The following is a 13,378-nucleotide window of genomic DNA, read 5'->3' as shown; positions in this document are numbered from 1 at the left end:
AAATTCACCGCTCCCTGCGTGCCGGCCCTGGGGCCGGGCGCGCTGTGGTTCGTCGTCGTGGCAGCACCCGGGCCAGTCGCTTCCTGATCCGGGAGTTCTTGCTCCGGGCGGCCAGGGCCGCCTTCGCGCCGGAGGTGCTCCGTGCCAGGCACAGCAGCACACCGATCGCGGACATGGCCGACAGCATGGCGGAACCGCCGTAGGAGAACAGCGGGAGCGGGACGCCCGCAATGGGCAGCAGTCCCAGCGCCGACCCCAGGTTGATCATGGCCTGCGCCATGATCCAGGTGGTGGCGGCTCCCGCGGCGTACCTGACGAAGGGATCCTTCGTGCCGATGGCCACACGGATACCCGCGTAGCCTAGTGCCGCGAAGAGTCCGATCACCGACAGCGTCCCCACCAGTCCGAGTTCCTCACCGGTCGCGGCGAAGATGAAGTCGGTGTGTGCCTCGGGCAACTGGCCCCATTTCTCCACGCCGGCGCCGAGGCCGGTGCCGAAGCCGCCGCCGTTCGCGAACGCGAAGACGCCGTGCAGGGCCTGGAAGCAGGCGCCCTCGGGGTCGAGCTTGGTGACGCCGATGCAGCCCAGGCGCTCCGCCCGGTGCGGGACGGTGACGACCAGGGCGGTGCAGACCACCACGGCCACCCCGACGGTGGCCACGAACAGCCGCAGCGGCGCCCCGACCATCCACAGCAGGGCGAACACCATCGCCACCAGGATCATCGAGGTGCCCATGTCGCCGCCGAACATGATCAGCGCGAGCAGCAGCAGGGCCCCCGGCACCAGCGGCACCAGCAGGTGCTTCCACGAGTTCAGGGTGCCGGCCTTCTGCTTCCGGGCGAGCAGGTCGGCGCCCCAGAGCACCAGCGCGAGCTTGGCGAACTCGGACGGCTGGAACTGGAAGAAGCCGAAATCCAGCCAGTTCTGGTTGCCGTTGATCCGCACCCCGATGCCGGGCACGGCGACCAGCGTGAGCGCGCCGATCACCCCGAACATCACCGGGTAGACGATCACCCGCAGCACCGCCACCGGGACGGAGGCGAAGCCGATCAGCAGGACGAGGCCGAGGATGGCCGCGATCAGTTGCTTGAGGAAGTAGTACTGGGCCGAGTGGTGCTGGTTCAGGGCGAGGATCTGCGAGGCCGAGAAGACCATCATCAGACCAAGCACGACCAGCAGCAGCGTGCTGCCGACGACCAGCAGGTACGGCGTGAGCGGCCGGTCCAGCCAGTACCGCACCCGGGCCCGGAGGGCCTGGACGCGGGCCAGCGGACCGGCCGACTTGTACTTGGTCGTGGTGGCGGAGATCACTCGCCACGGCTCGGCGGCGTCCTGCTTGCCAACGCCGGAATCCGCCCTGCCCTGCCCCGCCACCGCTCCCCGCTCACTCTCTCCGTACGACGCGTACGGCGCGTACGGCACGCACGACGTCGGCGCGCCGCCCGCTACTCGCTCGCCAGCTCCCGGACGGCCGCCGCGAACAGGTCGCCGCGCTCGCCGTAGTTGGTGAACATGTCCATCGAGGCGCAGGCCGGGGCCAGCAGCACCGTGTCACCCGATCGGGCGAGCGACGCGGCCGTGCGGACGACCTCGGCCATCGCCACCGCGCCAGTCTGGCCCTCGGCCGCCTCGATCACCGGTACATCCGGAGCGTGTCGCTCCAGCGCCTCCCGGATCAGCGCCCGGTCCTGGCCGATCAGCACCACCGCGCGCAGCCGCTCGGCCGCGCCCTGCACCAGGTCGTCGAAGGTCGCGCCCTTGGCGAGGCCCCCGGCGATCCAGACGATCGGACGGTAGGCGGCCAGCGAGGCGGCCGCGGCGTGGGTGTTGGTGGCCTTGGAGTCGTCGATGTACGTGACCTCGCGGACCACGCCGACCTCGGCGATCCGGTGGGCGTCCGGGCGGAAGGCCCGCAGGCCCTCCCGGACGGCCTTCGGCTCGACGCCGTACGCCCGGGCCAGCGCCGCCGCGGCGAGCGCGTTGGCGATGTTGTGCGGGGCCGGCGGGTTGACGTCCTCGACGGAGCCCAGCTCGGCCGCGTTCTTGGTCCGGTCCTCGATGAAGGCCCGGTCCACCAGCAGCCCGTCCACCACGCCGAAGTTCGACGGGCTCGGCGCGCCGAGGCCGAAACCGATCGCCCGGCAGCCCTCCTCGACGTCGGCCTCGCGGACCAGCGCCTCGGTGGCCGGGTCGGCCAGGTTGTACACGCACGCGACGACGTTGCCCTCGTAGATCCGGCCCTTGTCGGCGGCGTACGCCTCCATCGAGCCGTGCCAGTCGAGGTGGTCGGGCGCCAGGTTGAGCACGGCCGCCGAGTACGGGCGCAGCGAAGGCGCCCAGTGCAGCTGGTAGCTGGAGAGCTCGACGGCGAGCACGTCGTACGGCTCCTCGGCGAGCACCGCGTCCAGCACCGAGACCCCGACGTTGCCGACGGCGGCGGTGCGCTTGCCGGCGGCGGCCAGGATCGAGGCGAGCATCTGGACGGTCGTGGTCTTGCCGTTGGTGCCGGTGACGGCCAGCCAGGGGGCGGGCTCGCCGGTGCCCGGCAGCGGCTTGCGCAGCCGCCAGGCGAGCTCGACGTCGCCCCAGACCGGCACCGCGGCCGCCGCGGCGGCGGCGAACAGCGGGCTGTCCGGCGCCCAGCCGGGCGAGGTGACGATCAGCTCGGTGCCCTCGGGCAGGCTCGCGCCGTCGCCGAGGCGCACGGTGATGCCCTGCGCCTCCAGCTCGGCGGCCCGGGCGGCCAGGCCCGGCCCGCTGCCACCGTCCACGACGGTGACGCGGGCGCCGAGGCCGTGCAGGACGCGCGCGGCGCTGATGCCCGAGACGCCGAGTCCGGCGACGACGACGGGCAGGTCGGAGAAGTGCGGATCGGTCAACTGGGGGTTCGTCATCCGGTTCGGTATCCCGCGTAGAAGAGGCCGAGGCCGACGGCCACGCAGAGGCCCTGGATGATCCAGAAGCGGACCACGACCAGGACTTCGCTCCAGCCCTTGAGTTCGAAGTGGTGCTGCAGTGGTGCCATCTTGAAGACGCGCTTGCCGGTCATCCGGAAGGAGCCGACCTGGATGATCACCGACAGGGTGATGATCATGAACAGGCCGCCGAGCAGGATGAGCAGCAGCTCGGTGCGGGAGCAGATCGCCAGACCGGCCAGGGCGCCGCCGAGGGCGAGCGAGCCGGTGTCACCCATGAAGATCTTGGCGGGCGAGGTGTTCCACCACAGGAAGCCGAAGCAGGAGCCCATCAGGGCGGCCGCGACCACCGCGAGGTCCAGCGGGTCGCGGACGTCGTAGCAGGCGTTGGTGGCGGAGAGGAAGTAGGCGCAGCTCTGGCCGTACTCCCAGACGCCGATGAAGGTGTAGGCGCCGAAGGCCATCACCGAGGCGCCGGTGGCGAGGCCGTCCAGACCGTCCGTCAGGTTCACGCCGTTGGAGGTCGCCGCGATCATGAAGTACGCGAAGATGACGAACAGCACGGGGCCGATCGACCACTTGAAGTCGCGCACGAAGGACAGCGACTGCGAGGCCGGGCTGAGCCCCCGGTCGTCGTGGAACTGCAGTGCCAGGACCGCGAAGACGAGTCCGATGATGGACTGTCCGGCCAGCTTCGCCTTGGCCCGCAGGCCCAGCGAGCGGCGCTTGACCACCTTGATGTAGTCGTCCAGGAAGCCGACCAGGCCGAGGCCCGCGGTCAGGAAGAGCACCAGCAGCCCGGAGGCGGTCGGGGGCTCGCCCGTTATCGCCTTGGTGCCGAAGTACGCGATCAGGGTCGCCAGGATGAAGGCGATGCCGCCCATGGTGGGCGTGCCCTTCTTGCTGTGGTGCGCCTTGGGGCCGTCGTCGCGGATGTACTGGCCGTAGCCCTGCCGGGCGAGCAGCTTGATCAGGGCGGGCGTGCCGACCAGCGAGAGGATCAGGCCGATCATCCCGGAGATGAGGATCTGCTTCATCATCGGGCGGCACCGTCCGCCAGGAGGGCCGCGGCCACCTTCTCCAGCCCCACCGAACGGGACGCCTTCACCAGGACCACATCCCCCGGTCGCAGCTGACTGCGCAGCAGCTCGACCGCCGCGTCCGCGTCGGACACCAGCACCGACTCCTCACCCCACGAACCTTCGTTCCTCGCGCCGAGTTCCATGCAGGCCGCCTCGCGTCCGCCGACCGCCACCAGCTTGGTGACGTCCAGCCGGACGGCGAGCCGTCCGATGGCGTCGTGCTCGGCCAGGCTGTCCTCGCCGAGCTCCCGCATCTCGCCGAGCACCGCCCAGGTGCGGCGGCGCTCCGGGCCGCGCCCCCCGATCGAGACCAGCGCCCGCAGCGCGGCCCGCATCGAGTCGGGGTTCGCGTTGTAGGCGTCGTTGACGACGGTGACACCATCGGCCCGGTCGACGACCTCCATGCGCCAGCGGGACAGCGCACCCGCCTCGCCCAGGGCCGCGGCGGTGTCGTCGACGGACATCCCGAGCTCCACCGCCACCGCGGCGGCGGCGAGGGCGTTCGAGACGTGGTGCTCACCGTACAGGCGCAGCTGCACGGGCGCGGAACCGGCCGGGGTGGTGAGCGTGAAGGATGGCCGTCCGGTGGCGTCCAGGCGAACGTCCGTCGCCCGGACGTGGGCGTCCGGGGACTCCCCGAACAGGACCACCTTCGCCTTCGTGCGGGAGGCCATGGCGCGCACCAGCCGGTCGTCCGCGTTGAGGATCGCGGCGCCGTCCGCGGGCAGCGCCTCGACCAGCTCGCCCTTGGCCTCGGCGATCGCCTCCTTGGAGCCGAACTCGCCGACGTGGGCGGTGCCGACGTTCAGCACCACGCCGACCCGGGGCGGGGTGACCGAGGTGAGGTACTCGATGTCGCCCTTGTGCCGGGCGCCCATCTCCATCACCAGGTGCCGGGTGCCGGCCTCGACCCGCAGCGCGGTCATCGGGTGGCCGATCTCGTTGTTGAGCGAGCCGGGCGGGTAGACGGTCTCGCCGTGGTGCTGGAGCAGCTGGGCGATCAGGTCCTTGGTGCTGGTCTTGCCGGCCGAGCCGGTCAGCGCGACCACGACGGTGCCCTCGGCGCGGGCGACCACGGTACGGGCCAGCCGGCCGAGCGCCTCCACCACACTGTCGACCAGGACGGCGGGCACGCCGACCGGCCGGGAGGCCAGCACCGCGACGGCGCCGGCCGCGACCGCCGTGGCCGCGTAGTCGTGGCCGTCGACGTGCTCGCCGACGAAGGCCGCGAACAGGCCGCCGGGGCTCACCTTCCGCGAGTCGACCTCGACCGGGCCGGTGACCAGGGCGTCCGGGTCCGCGCCGTCCAGGGTGCCTCCGACTGCGGCGGCCACCTCGGCGAGGGTCAGTGCGATCACTGCTGCTCTACTCCTCGGTCGCCCCGCACGGCCGTGGTCCGCGCGATGGACTCGCGCAGCACCTCCCGGTCGTCGAAGGGGCGGATCTCGTCTCGTACGTACTGGCCGAGCTCGTGGCCCTTGCCGGCCACCAACACGGTGTCCCCGGCCTGGGCGCGGGCGACCGCGAGCCGGATCGCCTCGGCCCGGTCGGGGACGACCAGGACGGCCCCGCGCTCGGCCTCGGGCACCGCGGCGGCGCCGGTCAGCATAGTGGCGAGGATCGTCAGCGGGTCCTCGCTGCGCGGGTTGTCGCTGGTCAGCAGGGCGGTGTCGGCGAGGCGGGCGGCGATGGCGCCCATCGGGCCGCGCTTGTGCGGGTCGCGGTCGCCGCCGCAGCCGACGACGACGTGCAGCCGGCCCTTGGTGACCTCGCGCAGCGAGGCGAGGACGGCCCGCAGGGCGTCCGGCTTGTGCGCGTAGTCCACGACGGCCACGAACGGCTGGCCCGCGTCCACCCGCTCCAGCCGGCCGGGCACGCCCGGGACGGCGGCGACGCCGGCCACGACCCGCTCCAGCGGCAGCCCGGCGGCGACCAGCAGGGTGATCGCGGCGAGCGCGTTGGCGACGTTGAACGGGCCGGGCAGCGGGACGGCGGCATCGGCCTCGGCGCCGTCCGGGCCGAGCACCCGGAAGGTGGAGCCGACCGGGCCGAGCTGGACGTCCACGGCCCGCCAGTCGGCCTCCGGGGCGCCGGTGGCGGAGAAGGTGGTCACCGGGATCTTGGCCTCGGCGGCGAGCCTGCGGCCGTACTCGTCGTCCAGGTTGACCACGCCGTGGCGGGACTTGCCGGGCTGGAAGAGCCGGGCCTTCGCCTGGAAGTAGTCCTCCATGTCCGGGTGGAAGTCGAGGTGCTCGGGCGTGAGGTTGTTGAACAGCGCGACGTCGTACGCGACGCCGTCGGTGCGGCCGAAGACCAGGGCGTGGCTGGAGACCTCCATGGTCACCGCGTCGGCGCCGCGCTCGGCCATCACGCCGAGGATCGCGTGCAGGTCGGTGGCCTCGGGGGTGGTGCGCTCGCTCTTGATCCGCTCGTCGCCGACCCGCATCTCGACGGTCCCGATCACGCCCGGGGTCCGCCCGGCGCCGCGCAGGCCGCCCTCGACCAGGTAGGAGGTGGTGGTCTTGCCGTTAGTACCGGTCAGCCCGATCATCAGCAGCCGCTCGGAGGGGCGGCCGTAGACGATCGCGGCGAGCTCGCCCATGACGGCCCGCGGACGGTCCACGACCAGCAGCGGCAGACCGGTGTCGGCCGCCAGCTCGGCACCGGCCCGGTCGGTGAGCACGGCCACCGCACCGGACTCGGCGGCCTTGGCCGTGAAGGCCGCGCCGTGGTGGTTGGCGCCCGGGAAGGCCACGTACACATCGCCCGGGCGGACCGCGCGGGAGTCGTGGGTGACGCCGGTGACGGCACCGCCCTCGACGGGCGCGAGACCCAGGCGGGTGGCCAGTTCGGCGAGCGGCAGAGCGGCGGTCCCGGTCGGGCGGGGCGGACTCACGGTGGTTTGATCGGGTTTCGGCACGGCGGGAAGGCTATCCGCCGAAGGGTGTCCAGGGCCAAACCGGCCCTGCGCCGCGCCGTCGTCCAGCCCGGCCCGCTCGTTGCTCATGCTCGCTCACGGCTTCCACTCGACGGGCAGGTTCGGTGCCTGGCTGCCGCTCGGCGGGACCTGCAGGGTCTTCAGGGTGAACTCCATCACCTGCTTGAACACCGGGCCGCACAGCTGGCCGCCGAAGTGGCCGTTGACCGGGCCCTGGAGGGTGCAGGAGACGGTGACCCGGGGGGCGTCGGCGGGGGCGAAGCCGATGAAGGAGGCGGTGTAGCCGTCGTAGCCGACGCCGTTGGCGGCCCCGCGGTCGGCCGTGCCGGTCTTGCCCGCGACCCGGTAGCCGGGGATCGCGGCCTTGCCGCCGGTGCCCTGCTCGTCGTCGACGACCGACTCCAGCATCGAGGTGAGGGTCTTGGCGGTCTCCGGGCTGACCACCCGGGTCTGCTCCCCCGGCGGCGTCGCGGTGTACTTGCCGTCCGGGCCGGTGATGCCCTGGACGATGCTGGGCGCGACCCGCACCCCGCCGTTGGCGATGGTCGAGTAGACCGAGGTCGCCTGCAGCGCGTTCATCTGCAGCGGGCCCTGGCCGAAGGAGATGTTGTACTTCTCCGAGGCGACCAGGTCCTCCGGCTTCTTGAGCATCCCGGTGGCCTCCCCGGGGAAGTTCAGACCGGTCGGCTGGGCGACGCCGAACTTGCGCAGGTAGCCGTCCAGCACCTTGTTGGCCTGGAGCTGGTCCCCGCCGCCGAGGGTCTCGATCGCCTCGATGGTGCCGATGTTGGAGGACTTGGCCAGCACCCCGGCCAAGGTCAGGTACCAGGGGTCGTGGTTGACGTCGTCCTTGAACTGCTGCCCGGCCCGGACCAGCCGGTTGGGCACGGTGACCTTGGTGTCCCAGGTCGCCTTGCCGGAGTCCAGGACGGCGGCCAGGCTCATCAGCTTGGCGGTGCTGCCCGGCTCGTACGCGTCGACCAGGGCGGGGTTGCCCAGCTGGGCCTGCTTGGACAGGCTCAGGTCGTTCGGGTTGAAGCCGGGCGCGGTGGCCATCGCGAGGACCTGCCCGGTCTTCACGTCCTGGACCACCACGTAGCCCTTCTCCGCGCCGGAGTTGGCCACCTGGTCGGTGATCGCCCGCTGGGCGGCCCACTGAATGTCCCGGTTGATCGTCAGCTTCACGTCGCTGCCGGGCACGGCCGGGTCCAACGAGCCGCCGGCGGTGGGCACCAGCCGCCCGCCCGACTGGGCGTAGCTGCTGTGGCCGTCCTTGCCCGCCAGCTGCTGCTGGTACTGCAGCTCCAGGCCGCCCGCGCCGGTGCCCTCGCCGTTGACGAAGCCGACCAGGTTGGCGGCCAGGCCGTCGGCGGGGTAGACGCGCTTCTGGGTCTCCCGGTTGAACACCCCGGCCAGCGGGTTGGCGCACTCGTTGTCCACCCGGGTGCGCCCGCCCTGGTCGGCGGGCTTGCCGAGCAGCTTCTTCTGGGCCTGGCAGGCGCGCGAACCGGCCTGCTTCTCCAGGCTCGACTTGAGGTCGCTGATCTGGTTCTTGGCGGCCGGGGTCTGCTGGGCGGCGAGCCGCTTGTAGCGGGTTTTCGGGGTGTGCAGGTCCGCGGCGATCCTCTCCTTGGACACGCCGAGGATCGGCGACAGCAGCGCGGCCGCCTGCTCCGGCGCGTCCGGGATGCCGGTCGCCCCCGGGGTGAACATCGCCGGGTCGGCGGTGATGTCGTACGCGTCGACGGTGGCGGCCAGCGCCACCCCGTCGGCGGACGTTATCGAGCCGCGCTCGGCGGTGATCGGGATGTTCAGGTAGCGGTTGGTGTTGGCGTCGGCGGCCAGCGCGTCCGAGTCGACCAGCTGGAGCTGGATCAGACGGCCCGCGAAGACCGAGAACACCAGCGACATCACGATGGTGATCACCCGCAGCCGGCGCTTCGGCTCGGCCAGCCGGAGCGCCTTGGGGCGCTGCGGCGGCCGGCTCTTCGGGCGCGGCCGCACCGCGGCCTGGCTGCGGGCCGGCGGGCGGCTCTCGGGGCGGCGCTGCTGCGGCGTCCGCGGGGTCGTCCGGGCGGCGGCGTCCCGGCCGGGCTGCGCCTTGGCGGGCTGGACCTTCGCGGGCTGCGCCTTCGCGGACTGGCCGCGGGCGGGCTGGCCCTTGGCCGGCTGTGCCTTCGCCGGCTGGCCCTTGACGGGCTGTCCCTTGACGGGCTGCGCCTTGGCGGACGGCGGACGGCCGGTGGCGGACTGGCCGCGCGGCGCGGCGCCCCTGGGTACCGGGCGGCGGCCGTTGCCGGAGCCGGACCCGGAGCCCCCGGAGGGCTGACGGGGCGTGGTCATCGACCGGCACCCCCGCTCGGCTTCGCGGGCGCGGCCGGGTTGAGCTGGATGACCGAGTCACCGGCCGAGGCCGCCGTCGTCGGGGTGGCGGGCGCGGCCGGCGGGACCGACGGCTGGGCGGCCGGCGACTGCCCGGCGCCCGGCTGACCGGCCGTGGGCTGGGCGCCGTTCGGCAGCGGCTTGGTCGGCCAGGGTTCGGCCGTCGAGCGCTTGACCGGCGGGGTGTCCTGCGCCGGGCCGGGCGTGCCGATCACCTTGCCTCCGTTCGGGACGTCCAGGAACGCCATCCCGCCGGCCGGGACCATGCCCAGCTCGGCGGCCCGCCTGGCCAGCGCGTCCGGGGCCGAGCTCTGGTCGATCTGGTGCTGCAGGCTCTGCTGCTCGTCGGTCGCCACGGTGGTCTGCTTCTGCAGCCGGGACAGCTCGAAGGAGCCCTCGTTGAGCGCGGTGTTCAGCGCCAGCAGCCCGAGCAGCCCCGCCGCCAGCAGCACCACGACGAGTACCGCGAACGGCGTGCGCCCCCGGACCGGGCGCTTCCCCGGCCGGACCGTGATGCGTGCCCTGCCCTGTCCGGGGAGTCCTCCCCGCCCCGCCCGGACCTCACCGGCCACCGGCCCCACTGCCTTCCTCCGCCCTTCGGACCCCGCCGGGCCCGCTTCGTCAGCCCCGCTTGCTTCGGTCCCTGATCCTCTCCGCCACCCGCAGCCGTACGGGCGCGGCGCGCCGGTTCTCCTCGATCTCCTCCTCGGTGGCCAGCTCGGCACCGCGGGTGATCAGTCTGAGCCAGGGCTGGTGCTCCTCCGGGATGAACGGCAGCCCCGGCGGAGCGGTGTTGGTCGCCCCGGCGGCGAGGTACTGCTTCACCAGGCGGTCCTCCAGCGACTGGTAGGACATCACGACGATCCGACCGCCGATCGTCAGGGCCTCCAGCGCCCCCGGGATCGCCCGGTCCAGGACCTCCAGCTCGCCGTTGACCTCGATCCGCAGCGCCTGGAACGTCCGCTTGGCCGGGTTCCCACCGGTGCGGCGGGTCGCCGCCGGAATGGCGTTGCGCACCAAATCGACCAGACGCGCGCTGGTGCTGAACGGTTCCTTCGCCCGCTCCCGCACGATCACCGAGGCGATCTTCCCGGCGAACCGCTCCTCGCCGTAGAACTTGAGGATCCGGGCCAGCTCACCGTGGCTGTAGGTGTTCAGCACCTCCGCCGCGCTGATTCCCCGGGTCTGGTCCATCCGCATGTCCAGCGGCGCGTCCTGCGCGTACGCGAAGCCGCGGTCCGCCTCGTCCAGCTGCATCGAGGAGACGCCGAGGTCGAACAGGACGCCGTCCACCCGGTCGATGCCCAGGCGCTCCAGCACCTCGGGGATCTCGTCGTAGACGGCGTGCACCAGGGTCGCCCGGTCGCCGAACGGGGCCAGCCGCTCGGCGGAGAGCTTCAGCGCCTGCGGATCGCGGTCCACGGCGACCAGCCGGACCTCGGGGAACTGGGTGAGCAGCGCCTCGCTGTGCCCGCCGAGGCCGAGGGTGGCGTCCACCACCACGGCACCGGGGCGCGAGATGGCCGGCGCCAGGGCGTCCATGCACCGCTGCAGCATCACCGGAACGTGCTTGGGGCCCGGTTCGTTGGTGGTCATGCGCGGTGGCGCCCTTCCTCGGTGCGGAGCAGCCCGACGTCCGGGAGCTGCGACCATTCTCGCCCACCGCCCACCGGCACGACGAAGCGGCCCGTGGTCCCCGCCCGCTCGAAGGGGAAGATCGTGACCGCCCGGCGCCGGGGAAGGTGCGCCAGGTGGGCACGGAGCGGGTGGAGGCCACGGGCCGCGTCGACCGGCCGCACCGGCCGGGAAGGCCCGGTTGACGGGCTCCGGCGGGTGTGCTCCACTGCGCCGCAAACTCTATCGCGCGGGTCCTTGCAGTCAATGGTCCGCTCCGGCGCACCACCCGGGCGGCGGTACGGATCACCGCAGGTCGCGGCCGTCGGGGTGGCCCTGCGGCGGCCCGATCCGGGGGCCCTCGGAAACCGTCGCGCGCCCCCACCCCGCGACCGCGTACGACCCGTCCCCGACCGGCCCGGACGGACCGTCCGGTTGTGGCGATGCGCTCGCTCACGGCCGCGGGTTCTGTAGCTTCCCGACCCCACCGCGGACGCCGGATCCGCACTAACGTCGCCCGCATGACAGTGACTCCCGACCGGCCCACGCCGACCGCCGCTGCCGAACCCGCCCGACCCACCGTCATCGACCGCTTCGTCTCCGCCAACCGCGAGTACGCGGTGACCTTCCGGGACGGCGGCATGGACGCCCGCCCGGTGCAGAAGATCGCCGTGGTGGCCTGCATGGACGCCCGCCTCGACCTGTTCGCGGCCCTCGGCCTCGAACTCGGCGACGCGCACGTCATCCGCAACGCCGGCGGCGTCGTCACCGACGACACCATCCGCTCCCTGACCATCAGCCAGCGCGCCCTCGGCACCCGCTCGATCGCGCTCATCCACCACACCGGCTGCGGTCTGCTCGGGCTCACCGAGGACTTCCGCCGCGAGCTGGAGCTGGAGGTCGGCCAGCGCCCGCAGTGGGCGGTGGAGGCCTTCGTCGACCTGGACGGCGACGTCCGCCAGTCCATGCAGCGCGTCCGCACCTCGCCCTTCCTGCTGCACACCGACGACGTCCGCGGCTTCGTCTTCGACGTCCACACCGGCCTGCTCCGCGAGATCCACTAGCCCCGGTCCGCCCCGGCCCGGCCGGGCCCCGTGCCCCCTCCGGCCCCCTCGGGCCCCCTCGGGGCTCCTTCGTGTCCCGCCGGACCTCCCCGCACCGCCTCCGGGCCGACCGGGCCCGGGCATTCGGGCTCGGCCGAATGGTGACTTCTGGCCACCTCACAGGGGAGAATGCGCCTGCCGGTCGGACCCCGAACCACCTGGGGCGGCCGGGCCGCAGGCCGCCTCCCCGACGCCGGATCCGCCATCGGAACCGTCCCCGGGACGGCCGCGTCAAGCATGGGGTGGGGTCCGGCCTCGGGACGGGGCGGGCACAGGGTGCCAGGGAGCGTAAACGGGTGACGAGCTACAACGATCAGGCCGGTCTCGGCGGTCCTGCGGGGGGCGAGCAGAGGACGAACGGGTACCGGCAGGTCGGGCTCCCCGAACTCGCCGCGGTGGTGGACCGGGTCCGCGCCAACATCGAGAGCGTGATCGAGGGCAAGCCGGAGGCCGTCCGGATCGCCCTGACCGTCCTCCTCGCCGAGGGCCACCTGCTGCTGGAGGACGTGCCCGGCGTCGGCAAGACCATGCTGGCCAAGGCGCTCGCCCGCTCGGTCGACTGCACGGTGCGCCGCATCCAGTTCACGCCCGACCTGCTGCCCTCGGACGTCACCGGCACCACCATCTACGACCAGCAGCAGCACGACTTCGAGTTCCGCCCGGGCGCGATCTTCGCCCAGATCGTGGTCGGCGACGAGATCAACCGCGCCTCGCCCAAGACCCAGTCCGCGCTGCTGGAGTCCATGGAGGAGCGCCAGGTCACCATCGACGGCACCAGCTACGAGCTGCCCTCGCCGTTCATGGTCGTGGCCACCCAGAACCCGGTCGAGATGGAGGGCACCTACGCCCTCCCGGAGGCCCAGCGCGACCGCTTCATGGCCCGGATCTCGATCGGCTACCCCAGCCCCGAGGCCGAGCTCGCGATGCTGGACGTGCACGCCGGCGCCAGCCCGCTGGAGGACCTCCAGCCGGTCGCGCACGCCTCCGACCTCCTCAAGCTGATCGACCTGGTCCGCACCGTGCACATCGCCGACCCGGTCCGCCGCTACGCCGTCGACCTGGTCGGCGCCACCCGCACCAGCCACGAGCTGCGGCTGGGAGCCTCGCCGCGCGCCACCCTGCACCTGGTCCGGGCCGCCCGCGCCGCCGCCGCGCTGGACGGGCGCGACTACGTCACCCCGGACGACATCCAGCGGCTCGCCGTCCCGGTGCTCGCGCACCGGCTGATGCCGACCGCCGAGACCCAGCTCAGCCGCCGCACCTCGGAGCAGATCGTGACCGACCTGGTCGCCCGGCTGCCGCTGCCGCGCCCGCAGGGCGGCCCGGCCGTCCGGAGGGGCTGA

Annotated in this window: 10 protein-coding genes; 2 read left to right on the top strand and 8 right to left on the bottom strand. The window is 73.0% G+C overall.

Features of this window, described 5'->3' with window-relative positions; translation table 11 throughout:
- Nucleotides 1-4 precede the first annotated feature (4 nt).
- From ftsW to rsmH, 8 genes are all read right to left on the bottom strand, one after another.
- On the bottom strand, nt 5-1,312 hold the full coding sequence (ftsW, locus tag AB0Q99_RS09680; protein ID WP_363569839.1) for a putative lipid II flippase FtsW: 1,308 nt from the start codon (nt 1,310-1,312) through the stop codon (nt 5-7).
- A 134-nt stretch (nt 1,313-1,446) separates the two neighbouring features.
- On the bottom strand, nt 1,447-2,895 hold the full coding sequence (gene murD, locus AB0Q99_RS09675) for a UDP-N-acetylmuramoyl-L-alanine--D-glutamate ligase (RefSeq protein ID WP_363569837.1): 1,449 nt from the start codon (nt 2,893-2,895) through the stop codon (nt 1,447-1,449).
- Nucleotides 2,892-3,956, bottom strand: coding sequence for a phospho-N-acetylmuramoyl-pentapeptide-transferase (gene mraY / locus AB0Q99_RS09670; RefSeq protein WP_363569835.1), 1,065 nt, complete (start codon nt 3,954-3,956; stop codon nt 2,892-2,894). The genes murD and mraY overlap by 4 nt, the downstream gene beginning before the upstream one ends.
- Nucleotides 3,953-5,356 (bottom strand): UDP-N-acetylmuramoyl-tripeptide--D-alanyl-D-alanine ligase, encoded by a 1,404-nt coding sequence (gene murF, locus AB0Q99_RS09665; RefSeq protein WP_363569833.1) that lies wholly within the window; start codon nt 5,354-5,356, stop codon nt 3,953-3,955. Before murF ends, mraY begins: the two co-directional genes overlap by 4 nt.
- Nucleotides 5,353-6,918 carry a UDP-N-acetylmuramoyl-L-alanyl-D-glutamate--2,6-diaminopimelate ligase gene (locus tag AB0Q99_RS09660; protein WP_363569832.1) on the bottom strand — a complete coding sequence of 522 codons (1,566 nt, stop codon included), beginning with the start codon at nt 6,916-6,918 and terminating at the stop codon, nt 5,353-5,355. The genes murF and AB0Q99_RS09660 overlap by 4 nt, the downstream gene beginning before the upstream one ends.
- A gap of 93 nt (nt 6,919-7,011) precedes the next feature.
- Entirely contained in the window at nt 7,012-9,279 is a 2,268-nt protein-coding gene (locus tag AB0Q99_RS09655; protein WP_363569830.1) for a penicillin-binding transpeptidase domain-containing protein, read from the bottom strand.
- A complete protein-coding gene (locus tag AB0Q99_RS09650) occupies nt 9,276-9,833 on the bottom strand; it encodes a cell division protein FtsL (protein WP_363570043.1) in 558 nt (185 codons plus the stop codon). The genes AB0Q99_RS09655 and AB0Q99_RS09650 overlap by 4 nt, the downstream gene beginning before the upstream one ends.
- 106 nt (nt 9,834-9,939) lie before the next feature.
- Nucleotides 9,940-10,914: a 16S rRNA (cytosine(1402)-N(4))-methyltransferase RsmH gene (gene rsmH, locus AB0Q99_RS09645; RefSeq protein ID WP_363569828.1), complete on the bottom strand. Its 975-nt coding sequence runs from the start codon at nt 10,912-10,914 to the stop codon at nt 9,940-9,942.
- A gap of 539 nt (nt 10,915-11,453) precedes the next feature.
- Between rsmH and AB0Q99_RS09640 the strand changes: the two genes are divergently transcribed.
- On the top strand, nt 11,454-11,996 hold the full coding sequence (locus tag AB0Q99_RS09640; protein ID WP_363569826.1) for a carbonic anhydrase: 543 nt from the start codon (nt 11,454-11,456) through the stop codon (nt 11,994-11,996).
- A gap of 434 nt (nt 11,997-12,430) precedes the next feature.
- Nucleotides 12,431-13,378, top strand: coding sequence for a MoxR family ATPase (locus AB0Q99_RS09635; protein ID WP_363570041.1), 948 nt, complete (start codon nt 12,431-12,433; stop codon nt 13,376-13,378).

This window comes from Kitasatospora sp. NPDC086791 (assembly GCF_040685975.1).
GTDB lineage: Bacteria > Actinomycetota > Actinomycetes > Streptomycetales > Streptomycetaceae > Kitasatospora.
The sequence above is the reverse complement of the archived record's forward strand: the minus strand, read 5'-3'. Positions and strand labels throughout refer to the sequence as shown.